The sequence below is a fragment of the Paenibacillus sp. FSL R7-0297 genome (assembly GCF_038009025.1).
Classification (GTDB): Bacteria; Bacillota; Bacilli; order Paenibacillales; family Paenibacillaceae; genus Paenibacillus_AQ.
This window is the reverse complement of record NZ_JBBPAQ010000001.1, coordinates 6,059,861-6,074,995: the sequence shown is the minus strand read 5'-3', so window position 1 is coordinate 6,074,995 and position 15,135 is coordinate 6,059,861. Positions and strand designations below refer to the sequence as shown.

The window sequence follows — 15,135 nt, the reverse complement described above, 5'->3', positions numbered from 1 at the left end:
TTGGCGGATGAAATCAAAACTGCTTGCCGTAAGCCTGATCTTCTCATTGATCTCGGCAGTGCTCTTCTATTCAGGCACTACGAGCGCCGATACACCAAGTGTGTATAACGCTGAACAGAGCTACGGAATTGCGAATGAAGCCATGTTCTATCTGCGGGTACTCAAAAGTGACGGCACCGCAAGTTCCACGGGGACAGGAATTATCCTGTCTCCGGCCGGAACAGCGGCAACGGCGTATCACGTGGTCAAAGGTGCGGAGCGGATGGAAGGAGTGATGGCGGATGGTAGTATTATCAGTCCGATCAAAGTCACGAAATTCGATGAGCTTAAGGATGTGGCTGTTCTTGAATTGCCAAGTCCTGCTGCTATGAAGCAGAAGGGTAATGCGTATGCTTATCTTCCGCTGCGTAAGGACGTCCTGAAGCATGGAGAGGCAGTATTCGCACTGGGCTATCCGCTTAAGAATACAGCGATCATCACCGAAGGGATTGTCAACACACCTGCTGCGGAGATCAATGGAAGAAGCCGGATTCTGACTTCGGCCCAGGTGGCAAGCGGGATGTCCGGAGGACCACTGCTGGATACGCATGGCCAGCTTGCCGGAATTATCTCCGGTTCGCTGCGGACCATGAACAACATTCATCTGGTTGTAAATATGGAGGATCTGCGCAGCCTGCTGCCGGCAACCTTCAAGTAGAGTTCATTTCAGAAGCAGCTCAGACAACAATGAAGGCTGCAAAATAAGAATAACAATGGCTGTCCTCTGACGTTTGTAGCAAACGGGGGACAGCACTTTTTTTAGAAGCCTGTACCGATAGACTGCGTAATTCACCCGTCCGGAAGGAGGAGGAACCCGAGTGATTAAGGCATTTCTGCTGGATATGAACCAGAAGGATCTTTATAAGCTGTCTTCCATGCTGCAGCATACAGGTAAAGTGAATGTAATTGGCATGTCAGCCTATCCCGAGAACGTCGTGGACAAAATTGTTCTGCTGCAGCCGGATGTGCTGTTTCTGGATCTTCAGCTGCCCGGCCAGCAAGGAATAATTGTAGCCGAACGGGTAAAAAAGAAGCTGCCTGATATTCAAATTGTGATTGTCACCGAGAGCAAACAGCATGCCCTATGGGCCTTCGACCAAGACATTGTGGATTATATGCTGAAGCCGCTGGAGGAGGTCCGGCTGGGCCAGTCACTCGAGCGGCTGCGTAAGGGAAGCTGAAGCGCCAGACTGAATCAGGATGCCGGAAGGCTCTCTCCATGTTACAATAAACGGACAAGCAGAAAGGATGGGGTGATTTTAGTTGAAGTACGATTTTAACCGTATCATTGACCGCCGCAATACCCGCTCATACAAATGGGACCAGTCCGAGAAGCTGTTCGGAGACAAGGAGATTCTTCCGCTTTGGGTCGCGGATATGGACTTTGAGAGCCCTCCTGCCGTGAAGGAAGCGATTCTGCGCCGTGTACAGGAAGGGGTGTACGGCTATAGTGTGACGAGTGACTCCTACAAGGAGGCGATTGCCGGGTGGTACCGCAGCCGTCATAACTGGGAGATTCAGAAGGAATGGATTACCGATTCCCCGGGAATTGTGACCTCGCTCAGCCTGTCCGTAGAGCTGTTCAGCCAGCCGGGAGATCAGGTGATTCTGCAGTCGCCGGTCTACTATCCTTTCTATGATGTGATCCGGATGAATGACCGCAAGGTGGCGATCAACCCGCTGAAGCTCGAAGAAGGCCATTATGTTATGGATTATATCCAGCTAGAAGAGCTGATGGCCGGCGGCGCCAAGCTGCTGCTGCTGTGCAGTCCGCATAATCCTGGCGGCAGAGTGTGGGAGCGGGAAGAGCTGCTGCGTCTTGGGGAGCTGTGCCTGCGGTATGGTGTGACGGTAATTTCGGATGAGATTCACTGCGATATGGCGATGCCGGGTTACAAGCATATCCCGTTTGCTTCCCTGTCACCGGAGCTGTCGGATATTACACTGACTACACTGGCTGCGACCAAGACCTTCAATCTGCCGGGCCTGCAAACCTCGTATATCGTAACCTCGAACCCGGAGCTGAAACGTAAATTTGACTATAAGCTCAAGGCACTCAGCCTGCATATGTCGGCATTCTTCACGCCGGAGGCGGTTGAGGCGGCTTACAATGAAGGCGGAGAATGGCTGGATGAGCTGGTGCAGCATGTCAGCGGCAATGCCGGGTATGCCATCAGCTACCTCGCAGAGCATCTGCCGCAGGTGAAGCCGATGAAGCCTGAAGCCACCTATCTGCTGTGGATCGATTGCCGGGCCCTGGGGCTGGATGCGGACGGACTTAAGAAGCTGATGTACCGTGAGGCCAAGGTGGCTTTTAATGAAGGCTCTGTCTTCGGAACGGAAGGCCAAGGCCATCTGCGTATTAATCTGGCCTGTCCGCGTTCCATTCTTGCCGAAGCGCTGGAGCGGTTCACTCAGGCTGCTGCTCCATATGTTCAGCAATAAAGGTAGCGTACCGTAAATTAGAAGCTATATTAAAACATTTACAGCGATCAAGAAATCCGCGCCCTAGAGGTAGCGGATTTCTTGTTATACTGCTGTCTGAGAAGGTAGATGGTGTCCCACCAACCTCGCGGTGAACACTCCATTGCTGACCCTTCCCGGCATGCGCATCAACCACAACCACTTATTGAGCAGACTGCAGAGCCGTGTTAAGATGGGCAGTACGGCTGATAGAGTAAGTATATATAGAGAGTGGGAGAGATAGAGATGAGTAGCAGCAATACAACCCGGATGGTTATTGATTGTGATACAGGAATAGACGATGCTTTGGCTATTCTATATGCCCTACGCACACCGGAAGTGGTGGTTGAGGGGATAACGACGGTGTTTGGCAATATTGATGTGAAGCAGGCGGCGGATAATACCTTGCGGCTGCTTACACTCGCAGATCCCGGATACGACATCCCGGTAGCGCTTGGAGCGTCCAAGGCACTGGTGCGCGAACTGACAGGCTTCTCAACCCATGTGCATGGGGAGAATGGGATTGGCGGCGTTGAGCTTCCCCCTTCCGGGCAAGTGCCGGTGCAGGAGACAGCGGCGGAGTTCATAGCGCGGATGGCGGATGAGAACCCGGGTGAGATTGTACTGGTAACGCTCGGACGGTTGACCAATCTGTCGCTCGCGCTGGATTTGGACCCGCTATTGACCTCCAAGCTGAAGAAGGTAGTGGTCATGGGCGGCACGGTCTTTAAGCCGGGCAATGTGACTCCGGTGGCCGAAGCGAATCTGTGGGGCGACCCCGAAGCAGCTGACCGTGTATTCACCTCTGGCCTGCCTGTGCTGATGATCGGGCTGGATGTTACACTGCAGACACGGATCACATCAGAGCATCTTGAGCTGTTGAAGCGCCATGGGCGAGAAGAGAACAAGTCCATCATAGACTTCATGGAGGAGTCACTCGAATACTATTTCAAGTTTTACCGGGAAGCCAATTATCTGATCAACAGTGCGCCGCTGCATGATCCGCTGGCCCTGATGGCCGCAGTGCAGCCAGATCTGGTGACTACGCGCCGGATGAAGGTCCGTGTGGAGCATCAGGGAGAATTCACCTCCGGTATGGTCGTGGCAGATTTGCGGCCGCAGCCCAAGGTCGGACATTTCATCGAAGTGGCGGTGGATGTAGAGGCTGAACGGGCGGTTGGTGTCTTTTTGAGCGCGTTTATGTGAATGGAGGAACCGAATTCAGCTTCAGCTACCCGTCTTTTATAGCTAGCAGACATATGAATCTCCCAATAGTTACAATCTCTTAATTTGCTATAATTACCTGGTTTGGTAAAATGGTAGGGGATGTAAGATTGAGAGATTCATAATCTATCTATAAGAGAATGGGGAATTAATTAATGAAGCATCTTGCTAAAATAGTATTATGCGCAGCGATCACACTGGGGAGCTACACAGCACTTCCTGGAAGTGCTGCACAGGCGGCACCAGGCGGTGTCAGTATTCTGCTGGACGGATATCCGCTGCCTTTTCCGGTAGAACCTGTAGTCATGAGCGGAACGACAATGGTACCCTTCCGTGCGATCTCTGAGGCATTGGGCATTGAGGTGGAATGGAATCAGGCGGCCCGCCAGATTACGGCAACTCAGAAGTCCGCTGGTGAAGCAGCTCCGGCAAAAGTTATCCTAACCCTGGGCAGCAAAAACGCTTCTGTGAACGGGACCGTAGTGAAGCTCGACGTAGCGCCACAGAATATCCGCGGGACAACGATGATTCCGCTCAAGTTCTTCAGCCAGCAGTTTGGGGCGGTTGCTTCCTGGAATCAGGCGGCCAAGACCGTATCGATTACATCTCCCAAGCGGGATTTGTATACCTTGGGATTCTACGCGCAAAAGGCCTACAGCGAAGTGTCGCTGATTCCAAGCTTTGATGCGGTAGCTTTCGGCTGGAGCCGGATTGACCCGGCCGGACAATTCACCACAACCGGTAAGGATTTCTGGTGGCCTGAGGCAGCAGGAGAGGTGACGCCGGAATCCATTGTCCAGAATGCAGCAGCGGGAGGTACAGCCCCGTATCTGATGGTCTACTCTAGTGACTCTGCTCTGGAACTGAGCAAGAATCTGACGGACCCCCAGCTGCAGCAGCAGACCATCGCCAGCATCGTGGACCTGGCCTCGCAGAAGGGATTTCAGGGCATCGGACTGGATCTGGAAGGACTGGGCTTGACCGGAGATAAGGCGCTTGTGCAGAGCCAGTATAATGCTTTTGTCAAAAATCTCTCCGTGGCCGCACGCGCTGCCAGTCTGAAGCTGACGGTGATTCTGCATCCGCTCAACAGCTCCTACAAAGGCTATGATTACAAAACGCTTGCTTCGCTCGCTGACGATCTGGTCATTATGGCCTACGCCTACGAGGGCGAGAAGGGGCCGGAGCCGATGGATAAAGTGGATGAAGGTATCCGGCTTGCCCTGCAGCAGGTCAGCAAAGACAAGCTAATTCTCGGCATTTCAGTATTCAGCGAGAATGATTCCTCCGTTAACGCGAAGATTGGCCTGGCCAAGCGTTACGGTCTCAAAGGAATTGCCATCTGGCGACTGGGTCTCATTGGCCAGCCGGTGTTCAGCAGAATGGGAGAATCGGTAGAATTGTAGAATGTGCTGCTAGTATTCATGCAATGGTAGCTATAAATAAATCTGGCTGAAGGGAGACTGCCGTATGGTGATACTGACCACACGGCAGTCTTTTTGATGAACATATGAATGTATGGGGTTCCTTATTTGAGTCCTCCTCAGGTTTCTGTTTATTATGCAGTATCTTGTATATTCGGGCTGGCGATATCAAATGTCACATTAAGCTGACGGGGGAACCTGTATAATTTTAAAGGTTGACCTTTAAATTGACGGTTCTAAATATAGGAGGACTATAGAGCATGAGTACGAAATACAAAGCACTGGAACTGGATAAACCGATGACTTATGAGCTGGAAGGGCTGGAAGTCGGGGTTACCTCGAACTGCAATTTCCGCTGCGATTACTGCTGCGCTTACAATAGAAATGATGGACAGAGCATTAACGGCAAGGAGGTTATTCGCATTCTGGAGGAGCTGCCGAATCTGAAGCGTGTGCGCCTCTCGGGCGGTGAGGTGACGCTGAAGTTCCAGGATTGCGTGGATATTGTGGCTTACTGCACCTCTCGCGGGATTCAGACCCAGCTGAACTCTAACGGCAGCCTGCTGAATGAAGAGCGGATCGGGCAGCTGGTGGATGCAGGCCTGACTACGATACATATTTCCTTCAATTTCACTACTGCCGAAGCATTCTCTGCTTATTACAATATCCACACAAGCGTTTATACCAAAATCAGAGAGAACATCACGATGTTCGCCAAAACAAATGTGAATGTGGTACTGGAAACGCTGCTGTTCAACGAAACGCAGGACAATATGCGCGAGATCAGCGATCATGTCTATTCCATGGGCGTAAGAACGCATGAGATCCAGAACAGCATTATTATGGGGCATACCGGCTGGAAAGCGATCGCGGCCCGGGAACAGCTGAAGAATGCCGTGAACGAGCTGATTGCCCGTAAACCGGCGGATACCACACTCTATTTCACATGTATGGACCGGTTCATGGAGGCCATGGGCTTCGAGGAACAGCCGGGTGTCTACTTCCCGCACTGCATTGAGGGCATGAAGCAGCTTCACCTGCACGGCAATGGCGATATTCTGATCTCTGAGCTATGCCACCCGGTTATTATCGGCAATATTTACAGCGGCACCTCGCTGAAGGATCTGTACAGCAATATGCCTGCACCGCTCGAAAAGTATCTGGAGAAGCGGCCTTGCCCGGCGCTGGATGCGCTTTTCCCGCAAGGGGTATAGTCCGGACGCTGCAGCAGAAGAGATTATGAGCGGAACTTATTATTGTGCATTATATCAGGCAGGATTGCAGCCCAACCGCTGTGGTCCTGTCTTTTTGCTGGTCACATATGAACTGGGAGGATTTCATCATGAGCCTGATTATCGCTTCAGCTGCCGGACTAGGCTCTGCTGCGATGAATATCGTCTTCTCCTATGCGAGTCAGGCGGCAGATATAGCTGTTGCCGATGGAACAGTCAGAATTAGCGCCAATCTTATTTCCTGGGTAATTACGCTGTCCGGCGGCTTCATCGCCAACTTCGTGTATGCTTTTATCCTGCTACTCAAGAACCGGACCTATAAGGATTATTTCGCCCAAGGTGCAGGCCCGGCCTACGGCAAGGCGCTGTTAACCGCTGCAGTCTGGTTCCTGGCACTCGGTGTCTACGCCAAGGCAACCGCATTACTCGGTCGCTAGGCTCTGTCGTGGGCTGGCTTGCCTTCAACGGATTGTCGCTGATCATCAGCAATGCCTGGGGACTTAAGGATGGGGAGTAGAAAGGATTCACGGCTCCCAAGAAGCTGCTGCTGTGTGGGAATGTAATATTGATTCTGTCCTGGATTGTAGTGGGGATCGCCAACAGCATGGCATAGGATATTCTGCAAATTGGCAATTTTCCACTCTTCCGGGCGGCTTGGTTCTGTTATGATTTCATTAGAGGTAGTAACTAAGACCAAGAAATCTGCAGATAAGGAATGTGTGGCCCGCCATACATAAAGGGATATAACATGCTTGGTGCAATAAGACGCGGACTGATATCTTCCAATGTGGTGCTTGAGAAAATAATGCCGCTGCTCACTCCGGCAGCCATTGTCGTTGGTGTGCTTAATGAGGCAACGCTGCTGCCGTTTACCTGGCTGGTGCCGTGGATCTTTGCTTGTATGACGCTGATCGGCAGTCTGAAATCTAATTTCCGTGACTTGCTGGCAGTGTTGGCTAAACCGCAGAAGCTGATCATCCTGCTGATTATTCTGCATGTGGTGATGCCGCTGATCGGCTGGCTGGCAGCCATGGCCTTTTTCCCGGGAGATCCGTATACAGTTACAGGGTATGTGCTGCTGTTTGCCATTCCGACCGGTGTGGTCAGTGTGGTCTGGGTGTCGATGCATGGCGGGAATGTTGCTCTTACGCTGGCGCTGATCCTGATCGATACACTGCTCTCGCCGCTGGTAGTACCCGGCACGCTGTATCTGCTGATGGGGGCGAGCGTGCAGATTGAGATCGGGGAGATGATGCGGGGGCTGCTCTACATGGTGGTGCTGCCATCCGTAGCGGGGATGCTGCTCAATCAGTTCAGTAAAGGCAAGGTTACTGCAGTCTGCGGCCCGCCGCTTGCACCGTTTGTCAAAGTTGGCCTGTTCATCGTTGTGTCGATCAATGGCGCCAGCATTGCCCGTTATCTGAAGCATCCGGATGGCAAGCTGATCCTGATTATTGCCGTTACTTTCGTAACTGTCGTATTGGGCTATATTATCGGTGCTGTAGTCTCACGAAGCTTCCGCTGGGATTATGAGAATACCGTCGCCGTTCAGTTCAACTCCGGTATGCGCAATCTGAGTGCAGGTGCGGTACTGGCAGTGAAATACTTTCCGCCAGCCGTCGCCCTGCCCGTGATTTCCGGTATGCTGTTTCAGCAGATTCTGGCTGCCTGCTCCGGCATGTTCATCCGCAGCCGGGCCAAACGTCTGCTGCAGGCGGAAGCTCCTACTTCAGGAGGACCTATAGCCACACCGGCAGAGAGCCGCATTTCGTTATAGAGTATCCCGGCAATCCCGCATTTCCCCCTATATTGAGTGCCGCTGCCTGCGGCTGGGGAATTGCGGGTTTTTCAGGCTGAATATAAATAAAAATAGTTATATTTCACTATTATTCGACAAAATGCGATATTATTTCCGAAAATCCGTCTAGAAATATTAATTATTTCTGTGGAAAATCCGATAGTAATTGTAATAAATGTTACGGTTTTTAGCTATTCAGGTACTAGTGGATTAGATAGAGGCGGAAGGGTGTAGAAAACTATGAAGATTCGTATGAAGCTATCGGTTATGATGATTGTCGTTACACTAATTTCTACAGCATTAATGGGGATTTTTACGTACACCAAGTCCACTGGCACTATCTTGAATCTGACTGAAGCTTCTATGGCACAGGTGAACACCAACAAAGCGCAGACGATTGCGGCAATGATCGATAAAGAGAAGCGGAGCATGCAGCTCGTTGCAGGTGAAAGCGAGATCCAACAGCTGCTGCTTCAGGCCGGAAACGGCGAACTTACTACCGGGGATGCACTGCAGAATGAAGTGAATGTGAAGCTTCAGGGCTTAGTCAAAGATGCTGGCAACCTGGAGCATATGTTTGTGGCTGATATGAAGGGAATTGCGGTAGCTGACAGTGACACCAAGCTGGTCGGCACCGATTTCAGCGAAAGAAACTACACGAAGAATGTATTCAAGACAGGTGAAGCTGTCGTCAGTGAGACCTTGAAATCTAAATCTACCGGAGCCTACGTATTAGCCTTTGTCCATCCTGTGAAGAGCGGGGGCAAGATGATCGGTTTCGTCGCTTCGGCGGTTAATGCGAACAGTATTATTAAATATTTAGCCGATGCCAAGGTGACCAATGCGCCTTCATCCTATGCCTATCTGGTGGACGAAACTGGCAATATCCTCTACCATCCGGATGAAACAAAGATTGGTTCAGTGATTGAGAATGAATCAATTAAAGCTGTTGTGGAGCGTGTGAAGGTGGGCGAGACCGTACCGGATGGAACGGTGCAGTACACGTATGAGGGCGCTGAGAAAAAAGCGGCTTTCACCGTTCTTCCGGAGACTCACTGGACCCTGGTACTGACTGGAGATCTGGAGGAGATCATGCTGCCTGTGGATGAAATGACCAACTACATTTTATTGCTAGGACTGGGAAGCCTGCTGCTTACGCTGTTGATTGGGGTTACTGTAGCTACCCGTATCTCCTCACCGATTATCAAGCTTACCCAGCTGATTAACCGCACCGCGGAGCTGGATTTGAAGTATGACAACCAGTATGAATATTTAACTAAAAATAAAGATGAGACAGGTACCATTGCCAAGGCAATGTTCCATACCCGCGCCGTTCTGCGTGAGATGGCCGGAAGCCTGATCTCGATTTCCTCGAAAGTGCTGGATAATGCGGAGACGCTGGAGAAGCTGTCCATTGACGTCAGGGAGAATGCGCATGATAATTCAGCCACTACGGAGCAGTTGTCCGCAGGAATGGAAGAAACGGCGGCATCTACCCAGGAGATGACAGCGGCCATTCATGAGATCGAGAATAATGTCAGAATGATCTCCACCCGGGTAAAAGAAGGCTCCGGTGTATCCGGGCAAATTACGGAGCGTGCATTGGCGCTTCAGCATGATGCGGTCACATCCACCGAGAATGCCAAACAGATCTACGGCTCGGTCCGTGGTGAGATGCAGAAAGCTATTGAGCAATCGGGTGCCATCAACGAGATCAATGTGCTGGCGGATACGATTCTCTCCATTACAAGCCAGACCAATCTGCTGGCGCTCAATGCGGCGATTGAAGCTGCACGGGCGGGCGATGCCGGCCGCGGATTCGCCGTTGTAGCGGGTGAAATCCGTAAGCTGGCCGAGAAGTCGTCAGAGACTGCGGCTGGCATCCAGGGCGTTGTCAAGAATGTCTACAACTCCGTAGAGCAGATGATTGAACATTCTGAAGCCATGCTGACGTTCATTGATCAGAATGTACTGGGCGATTATGAGCGGCTGACTGAGGTCAGCCAGCAGTATAACAGCGATGCTTCAACGATTAATGAGCTGATGAACCAGTTCGAGGAGGCAGCGGACCATCTGAACGAAACGGTGTCCAGCATCGCCATCGCCGTCAATGAAGTGGCGGCTACCGTGAACGAGGGTGCAATTGGTGTTCAGGATATCGCCGAGAAGACGGCGGATATTGTGGAGAAAACCTTCCATGAGGCTACCATGGCTGATGAGAATACGCAGAGCGCCAAGGAGATGCAGGTCCTGGTAGAGAAGTTCAAAATCTAAGCCGGTTTCAGCAGATTTTTACCCGCGCTTCATCTGATTTTAAGCTTCGGGGTATATATTAAACACATAACCCCCCTTTAATATAACTTAGACCCCGCCGGACGCTGGCGGGGTCCCTTTTTTTGTCTGGAATTCAGGCTCACCCCTTCCACATTCTCAAGACTCCGCAAATGGTGAATTATGGTGAAAACTGGGTTGTAGCGTTGATTTTGGAGTGGAGGCTAAGGTAGCTGTGGGAAAGATTGAAGAATTATATCAGCTGATAGGCAATAAGCTCATAGGAATAATTCCTGATGAGTGGGACAAAGTTTATCTCTATGCTGAGGTATTGCCGGGTTCAAGAATAGTCTATTTTTATTACAATTCTACCACCCGGAACGAGTTGATATTTGGTCATAATATTCCTGAAATATATGGGGTAGATGAGCGCATTTATGACCGTTTGTGTAGTGAATTAGAAAAGTACTTTGTTGATCTTAATGCGGAATTTAGCAAAAACAATCCTCAACAATGGACAAATTTAACTATGTATTTAAGTCAATCAGGCAAATTTAATAGTTAGCTGTCAGAATTCCCCCACTTCTCTAAGTGGCGGGATGAATGTCAGCGGTCTTTCTCATAGACAAATACAACCTAAAATATTACAATAAAACCATTCAGTAGTATTATGAAATAGGTTGTGATATCCGTGGAATTAGACACAAATAATCATTCAGTATTCTCTCTTCATTATCATCTTGTGCTAGTCGTGAAGTACCGCAGAAAAGTAATAGACGATGACATTTCGAATCGGTTACAAGAGATATTTGAGTCTATTCAGCCTAATTACAATATCACCCTGCAGGAATGGAAGCATGACAAGGATCATGTTCACATTCTAATGAAAGCTCACCCCAATAGCGATATTTCTAAATTTCTGAACGCTTATAAGAGTGCATCCTCCCGTCTAATTAAGAAAGAATTTCCTGTAATTCGTCAACAGCTGTGGAAGGAATATTTCTGGTCCAGAAGTTATTGTCTACTGACGACTGGCGGTGCGCCGATTGAAGTCATCCGGAAGTACATCGAATCTCAAGGTCAGAAATGAGATGGCAGGTGTTAAAGGCTTCTAAGTATCGAATCCATCCCACCTCTGAGCAAGAGCAGTACTTCACTAAAGTATTCGGCGCTGTCCGCTTCATCTACAATCGAATGCTTGCAGACAAGATTGAACATTACAAGCAAACGGAAACGATGCTCCAAACGACACCTGCGCCCTACAAAAAGGATTTTGCCTGGCTGAAAGAAGTGGATAGTCTAGCCTTAGCCAATGCCCTGCTTCACTTAGAGAAGGCTTATCAGAATTTCTTCCGTGAACCGAACGCGGGATTTCCAAAATTCAAGAGCAAGAAGAAGAATAGCCATAGCTTCACAACCAATAACCAGAAGGGAACCATTGCCATTACAGAGGGAAGGATCAAAATCCCCAAACTAAAAACGAAAATCAAAATCAAGCTGCACCGTCCATTCGAGGGACGTATTAAATCATGCACCATTTCCAAAACACCCACGGGAAAATATTACGCTTCCGTATTGGTGGAAACGGATATCATCCCATTGCCCCCACTCGAGACGAAGATCGGTGTGGATCTGGGGTTGAAAGACTTTGCGATTCCTTCACATGGTGAAATCATACCGAATCCGAAGTACTTGCGGAAGTCTGAACAACGATTAGCCAAGCTGCAAAAGGACTTGTCACGAAAGAAGAAAGGGAGCCGTAACCGGTATAAGGCAAGGCTGAAGGTCGCCAGACTGCATGAAAAAATAGCGAATCAACGGAAAGACTTTTTGCACAAAACGTCCACCCAAATGATAAACGAAAACCAAGTGATCGTGATGGAGGACTTGCGTGTAAAGAACATGATGCAGAATCATAAGTTAGCCAAAGCCATATCCGAAGTGTCTTGGAGCCTGTTCAGAGACATGCTGACCTACAAAGCGAAATGGTACGGCAGAGAATTAATCATTGCCCCCAAACACTTTGCAAGCAGTCAATTGTGTTCCTGCTGTGGCTACAAAAATGCAGAAGTCAAGAACCTGGCCGTACGGGAGTGGTCCTGCCCTGCCTGTCATACGGAGCATGACAGAGACCGGAATGCGGCACTGAATCTTCTACAACTAGCCATGTAAATGGCCCTTAGCGGGTTAGGAACTAGCCTATAAGCTTGGGTAAACTTGGAGCAGTAGCTCTATTGACCAAGAAACACCCACCTCTTAGGTGGTGTGTAGTTCACTATTGATTATAATTATGGCGCTGTTTTGTATTCCCCCTCACAACAGCGTACAATTTGGGAGTATGAAATTCTAGGACTACATCCTACAGATGGCTTTCACCAGAAGTATTTAGATGAATATCTCAAAACAAAAACGGATTAATCCCCCTAGAGGTGTCCCTTCAGCTATTCAACGGCTGACCGAAGCACCTCAAGTTGTTTATTTAGAAATGGAACTTTTAGCGGGAAATCGCAGTTTCAGTATGCTATATTAATTATAATCCAAGTCAGATAATGGAAGGAGGATGCTTCATGAGAAGATTAATGCTCAGCTCTACGCAAAGTCTATGGACGACATGGCAGTGGTTGTTGTGTAGAGCTGATAGCAAGTCTCCGCTGCAACGATCCGCCGGATAAAATGGTCTGTTCTATAGACTTTGCTGCCTTTACAAGTTCACTACTTTAAAGGAGCGGAGCTATATGAAATATGTAAATGCAGATCTGGTATTACCGCAGCAGCTGCTGCAGGAAGTACAGAAATATATGCAAGGCGGGATGCTCTACATCCCCAAGCCCGAGGGACAGCGGAAGCGGTGGGGGGAGAACTCAGGCGGCAGAACCTATCTGACGGCCCGGAACCAGTCCATTCGTGACCATTATGCCAGGGGCTTAAGCGTAACCGAGCTTGCCGAGCAATTTTGTCTGTCGGGTGACAGCATCAAGAAGATTGTATATGGAAGCAAGCAGCTATGAGCAGCACTTATATTGAGATGAGAGAAGGAGTCGAACAGGGCTCTTTCTTTTTTTTTGTGCAAAAAATGAATTGCAGCTGTTTATTATCTATGTTCATCCATTGAGTCACCCCTATAATTATATAGACAGATGTATGCGGGAGGCAGGAAGATGACGGAACATAATTTATGCAGCAGCAGTGTGGGTGATCCATCGCGGGATCTCTGGAGATCGGGCAGGAATATAGCACTCAGGGCATTGGCAGAGTATGATCTGGAATGGAACAGGATTGAGCTTATCGGCTTATCAGACAATTTTACATTCCGGGTGGAGACTGCAGCTGCCGGCAGCTTTCTGCTGCGGATTCATGGTGAGCGCTTCAGCCGGGAGGAGATCCTGTCGGAGCTGGAATGGACTCGGTATCTCAATCAGACAGCGGGCTTTGTGGTCCCGCAAGGATTGGCCAGTTCCAGCGGCGGCTATATCCTTGAGATTGGAAGCGAAGAGCGGCGGCTTGCCTGGGCAACGGTGATGCACTGGGTGGAAGGGGCGCCTGTAGAGGGCAATCTGCCGGATGATTATATCTTCCGGATGGGGGAAATGCTGGCCGGTATGCACGTAGCGAGTACACCGTTCGTTCCGTCTGCCGGCTTCACCCGTCCGGTATGGGGAGCAGACAGCTTCGAGCTGGAGTGGAGCAAGCTGGAGGCGCATCACGCGGTAATGGTAATGGAGGAACAATGGAAGCTCTATCAGGCTGCAGCCGCGAAGATACGGGCAGATCTCGAAGCCATGCAGCCTGACGCCAGCAGCTACGGCTTGATTCACGGCGATTTGCATAGCGGAAATATTGTTTTTGACCAAGGCCAGCCGCGTGCGATCGATTTCGGCCGCTGCGGCTACGGATATTTCCTCTATGATATGGCTGCCGCACTGCTGGAGCTCTCCCCGGCGCAGCGCGGCAGCCTGATCCAGGGTTATAGTAGTGTCCGGGAGCTGGAGCCGGATTATGAACGGAAGCTGGAATGCTTCTTCGTTATGATCATGATAGGCAATTACAGCCATCACATTTCTAATCCGGATGAAATCCCCGGTCTGCGGGAAGAACAGCCGTATGCCCTGGCTTACCTGAGAGAATATTTGCAGGGTGAGCGTTTTTTGTTCAGTCGTATCGAACCCTACGTGATAGAGTGAGGGCAGCGTCCAGTTGTACTTAATAAATAGCAGAGCCCTTTGCGGTCTGCTTCTCCAATATCAGCTGTTCCCCGGTGATAATGCCGGTGGGGCAGCTTTTTTGATGTGCCGGGAGGTATCCGATCAGTCATTTATTGTGTATTTCAAGAAAATAAGCCAAAAAATTATGCTGGGAAATTATGCGATGTATTGATGAGACTCCCGCAGTGAGTCATGGAGGAAATGAGCTGTAAAACAATGTGTCACCGCGAAGGTAACCGAGCCCAATGTATGCGAAAAACCGAATACAATATGTCACTGCGAAGGTAACCGCGCCCAATGTAAGCGAAAAACCGAATACAATATGTCACTGCGAAGGTAACCGAGCCCAATGTAAGCGAAAAACCGAATACAATGTGTCACCGCGAAGGTAACCGCGCCCAATGTAAGCGAAAAACCGAATACAATGTGTCATCGCGAAGGTAACCGAGCCCAATGTATGCGAAAAACCGAATACAATATGT

The 15,135-nt window shown here is 49.8% G+C and carries 15 protein-coding genes; all 15 read left to right on the top strand.

The window, feature by feature from the left end:
- Window positions 1-7: 7 nt before the first annotated feature.
- The 15 genes from MKZ24_RS26675 to MKZ24_RS26610 all read left to right on the top strand — a co-directional run bounded on the left by MKZ24_RS26675 (window position 8) and on the right by MKZ24_RS26610 (window position 14,632).
- Complete coding sequence (locus MKZ24_RS26675; RefSeq protein WP_340788468.1) at window positions 8-697, top strand: S1 family peptidase; 690 nt, start codon at window positions 8-10, stop codon at window positions 695-697.
- 160 nt (window positions 698-857) lie between these two features.
- Entirely contained in the window at window positions 858-1,220 is a 363-nt protein-coding gene (locus MKZ24_RS26670; RefSeq protein ID WP_340788466.1) for a LytR/AlgR family response regulator transcription factor, read from the top strand.
- An 82-nt stretch (window positions 1,221-1,302) separates the two neighbouring features.
- Window positions 1,303-2,484: a MalY/PatB family protein gene (locus MKZ24_RS26665; protein WP_042234870.1), complete on the top strand. Its 1,182-nt coding sequence runs from the start codon at window positions 1,303-1,305 to the stop codon at window positions 2,482-2,484.
- Between the two features lie 264 nt (window positions 2,485-2,748).
- Window positions 2,749-3,708 (top strand): nucleoside hydrolase, encoded by a 960-nt coding sequence (locus MKZ24_RS26660; RefSeq protein ID WP_340788461.1) that lies wholly within the window; start codon window positions 2,749-2,751, stop codon window positions 3,706-3,708.
- 173 nt (window positions 3,709-3,881) lie between these two features.
- Window positions 3,882-5,132, top strand: a complete 1,251-nt coding sequence (locus MKZ24_RS26655) for a stalk domain-containing protein (RefSeq protein ID WP_340788458.1) — start codon at window positions 3,882-3,884, stop codon at window positions 5,130-5,132.
- Window positions 5,133-5,410: 278 nt separating this feature from the next.
- The gene (locus MKZ24_RS26650; protein WP_042234877.1) at window positions 5,411-6,364 is read left to right on the top strand and encodes a radical SAM protein; all 954 of its coding nucleotides are present in this window, start codon (window positions 5,411-5,413) and stop codon (window positions 6,362-6,364) included.
- Window positions 6,365-6,492: 128 nt separating this feature from the next.
- Window positions 6,493-6,819, top strand: a complete 327-nt coding sequence (locus MKZ24_RS26645) for a hypothetical protein (RefSeq protein ID WP_340788451.1) — start codon at window positions 6,493-6,495, stop codon at window positions 6,817-6,819.
- A gap of 311 nt (window positions 6,820-7,130) precedes the next feature.
- Window positions 7,131-8,159, top strand: coding sequence for a bile acid:sodium symporter family protein (locus MKZ24_RS26640; RefSeq protein WP_340788448.1), 1,029 nt, complete (start codon window positions 7,131-7,133; stop codon window positions 8,157-8,159).
- Window positions 8,160-8,420: 261 nt separating this feature from the next.
- Window positions 8,421-10,454 (top strand): methyl-accepting chemotaxis protein, encoded by a 2,034-nt coding sequence (locus MKZ24_RS26635; protein ID WP_340788445.1) that lies wholly within the window; start codon window positions 8,421-8,423, stop codon window positions 10,452-10,454.
- A gap of 232 nt (window positions 10,455-10,686) precedes the next feature.
- Complete coding sequence (locus MKZ24_RS26630; protein WP_052416230.1) at window positions 10,687-11,016, top strand: immunity protein YezG family protein; 330 nt, start codon at window positions 10,687-10,689, stop codon at window positions 11,014-11,016.
- 126 nt (window positions 11,017-11,142) lie between these two features.
- Window positions 11,143-11,541 (top strand): IS200/IS605 family transposase, encoded by a 399-nt coding sequence (tnpA, locus tag MKZ24_RS26625; RefSeq protein WP_156123092.1) that lies wholly within the window; start codon window positions 11,143-11,145, stop codon window positions 11,539-11,541.
- Between the two features lie 8 nt (window positions 11,542-11,549).
- Window positions 11,550-12,623 carry an IS200/IS605 family element RNA-guided endonuclease TnpB gene (gene tnpB, locus MKZ24_RS26620; RefSeq protein ID WP_340788438.1) on the top strand — a complete coding sequence of 358 codons (1,074 nt, stop codon included), beginning with the start codon at window positions 11,550-11,552 and terminating at the stop codon, window positions 12,621-12,623.
- 105 nt (window positions 12,624-12,728) lie between these two features.
- On the top strand, window positions 12,729-12,869 hold the full coding sequence (locus MKZ24_RS33165) for a hypothetical protein (RefSeq protein WP_442950515.1): 141 nt from the start codon (window positions 12,729-12,731) through the stop codon (window positions 12,867-12,869).
- A gap of 317 nt (window positions 12,870-13,186) precedes the next feature.
- Window positions 13,187-13,459, top strand: coding sequence for a CD3324 family protein (locus MKZ24_RS26615; protein WP_042234885.1), 273 nt, complete (start codon window positions 13,187-13,189; stop codon window positions 13,457-13,459).
- A gap of 150 nt (window positions 13,460-13,609) precedes the next feature.
- On the top strand, window positions 13,610-14,632 hold the full coding sequence (locus MKZ24_RS26610) for a phosphotransferase enzyme family protein (protein WP_340788434.1): 1,023 nt from the start codon (window positions 13,610-13,612) through the stop codon (window positions 14,630-14,632).
- Window positions 14,633-15,135 lie beyond the last annotated feature (503 nt).

What these genes read in the sequence shown, in the direction of transcription:
- MKZ24_RS26635 (WP_340788445.1), top strand. Translation starts at nt 8,421, where the DNA reads ATGAAGATTCGTATGAAGCTATCGGTTATGATGATTGTCGTTACACTA.
- MKZ24_RS26640 (WP_340788448.1), top strand. Translation starts at nt 7,131, where the DNA reads ATGCTTGGTGCAATAAGACGCGGACTGATATCTTCCAATGTGGTGCTT.
- MKZ24_RS26615 (WP_042234885.1), top strand. Translation starts at nt 13,187, where the DNA reads ATGAAATATGTAAATGCAGATCTGGTATTACCGCAGCAGCTGCTGCAG.
- MKZ24_RS26650 (WP_042234877.1), top strand. Translation starts at nt 5,411, where the DNA reads ATGAGTACGAAATACAAAGCACTGGAACTGGATAAACCGATGACTTAT.
- MKZ24_RS26610 (WP_340788434.1), top strand. Translation starts at nt 13,610, where the DNA reads ATGACGGAACATAATTTATGCAGCAGCAGTGTGGGTGATCCATCGCGG.
- MKZ24_RS26660 (WP_340788461.1), top strand. Translation starts at nt 2,749, where the DNA reads ATGAGTAGCAGCAATACAACCCGGATGGTTATTGATTGTGATACAGGA.
- MKZ24_RS26655 (WP_340788458.1), top strand. Translation starts at nt 3,882, where the DNA reads ATGAAGCATCTTGCTAAAATAGTATTATGCGCAGCGATCACACTGGGG.
- MKZ24_RS26645 (WP_340788451.1), top strand. Translation starts at nt 6,493, where the DNA reads ATGAGCCTGATTATCGCTTCAGCTGCCGGACTAGGCTCTGCTGCGATG.
- MKZ24_RS26675 (WP_340788468.1), top strand. Translation starts at nt 8, where the DNA reads ATGAAATCAAAACTGCTTGCCGTAAGCCTGATCTTCTCATTGATCTCG.